This is a genomic window from Kitasatospora sp. NPDC007106, assembly GCF_040634455.1.
In the GTDB taxonomy this organism is placed as follows: domain Bacteria; phylum Actinomycetota; class Actinomycetes; order Streptomycetales; family Streptomycetaceae; genus Kitasatospora; species Kitasatospora arboriphila.
In genome coordinates, this window is record NZ_JBEYFP010001137.1 from 1 (window position 1) to 1613 (window position 1613).

The 1613-nt window shown below is 78.1% G+C and carries 1 protein-coding gene; it reads right to left on the reverse strand.

The window, feature by feature from the left end:
* Positions 1-1613, reverse strand: a 1613-nt coding sequence (locus tag ABZ641_RS36515; protein ID WP_359988828.1) for a lipid II flippase MurJ, incomplete at both ends; no start/stop codon positions are given.

The window sequence follows — 1613 nt, forward strand, 5'->3', positions numbered from 1 at the left end:
CGGGCCTGGCCGCCGAGCACCCGGGGCAGGCGCAGCGCGATGCCGCGCAGCAGCAGGCCGCGGAGCAGCAGCACCGCGGCGGTGGTGATGCCGGCCGCGTTGCCGGCCGCGAGGCCGAGGGCGCCGTACCGCGGGGTGGCGGCCAGTCCGACGCCGGCGGTGACCAGCAGGCCGACGGCCATCGCGGCGACCGGGTACCAGTCCAGCGGCCGCAGCCCGGCCGGCTCCGGGTCGCCGGCCCGGCGGACCACCGGCCGCAGCGAGAAGAACGGCCGGACCATCACGCCGATCAGCGCCTGCGCGGGCAGCCCGAAGCTGTACACCCGGATCACCTCGGCGGTGGCGGCGGTGTCGTGCGCGCCGAACGCGCCGCGCTGGAAGAGCAGCGCGACCACGGAGGGCGCGCAGGCCATCAGGAAGGCGGTGCCGAGCAGCACGACCGCGGCGGCCTGGCCGAGGTCCTTCTCCACCCGGTCGCGGGCGGCGGCGAGGTCCCCGGCGGCCAGCGCCCTGGCGACCAGCGGGAAGGTCACCGTGACGATCAGGATGCCCGCCGTCATGGCGAGCTGGGAGACCTTGGCGGCGTAGTTGAGGTGCGAGATGGTGCCCGGCGGCAGGCCGGAGCCGAGGTAGCGCTCGACGAAGACCTGCGCCTGCCGGGTGAGGGTGAAGGCGGCGACCGGCAGCATCGCCAGCGGGATCAGCACCAGGCCGCCGGCCGCGGCACCGCGGGCCGGGCGGGCCGTCCGCCGGGCGGCCCGGGCCTGTCCGGCGGATCCGGCCGGATCGGCGTGCGGCGCGGGGCGCCCGTCCGGGGCGCCCTCGTGCTGGACGTGCTCGGGCGATTCGGGCGTGCGTCCGGTCGTGGGGGCACCACCCGGCCGGGGGCCGGGGGAGATCCGGCGTCGCGCGCCCGGCAGGATCCACCGGACGGGCCCGAGCAGCAGTCCGGCCATCAGCAGGCTGCCGCAGGTGACGCCGAGCGCGGCGGAGCGGACCCCGAGCAGGGCGTGGCCGCCGAGCAGCACGGCGAGGATGCCCAGGTTGTACGCCACGTAGATGCCGGCCGGGGCGGTGAACCGGTGGTGGGCGCGGAGCATCGAGCAGAGGTAGCCGACCACGCCGAACGGCAGCACGGTCAGGGCGGTGATCCGGGTGCAGGTGACGGCGAGTGCCGGGTCGGCCAGGCCGGGGGCGAGCAGGCCCACCAGCGGGCCGGCGCCGACCGCCGCGGCGAGGGTGAGGGTGCACAGCGCGAGCAGCAGCCAGGGCAGCGTGGCGCGCACCAACTGCCGTACCGGGTCCGGGCCGTGCGGGCGTTCCTCGCGCAGCACCAGGGCCAGGCTGAACGCCGGGACCATCAGGAAGGCCATCGCGTCCTCGATCAGCAGCGGCGCGGCGGTCTCCGGCACCGTCCAGGCGACGAGGAAGGCGTCGGTGCCCCGGGTGGCGCCGAAGTACCGGGCGAGCAGCAGGTCGCGGAGCAGGCCGAGACCGGACCCGGCGGCGCTGAGCACCGCGGTGACGCCGAAGGCGCGGGCGACGAAGCCGCCGCGCCGGGGCCGGGCGGCGGCGTGCCGCGGGCCGGGGAAGGCGGCCCGGGCGGGCCGGGC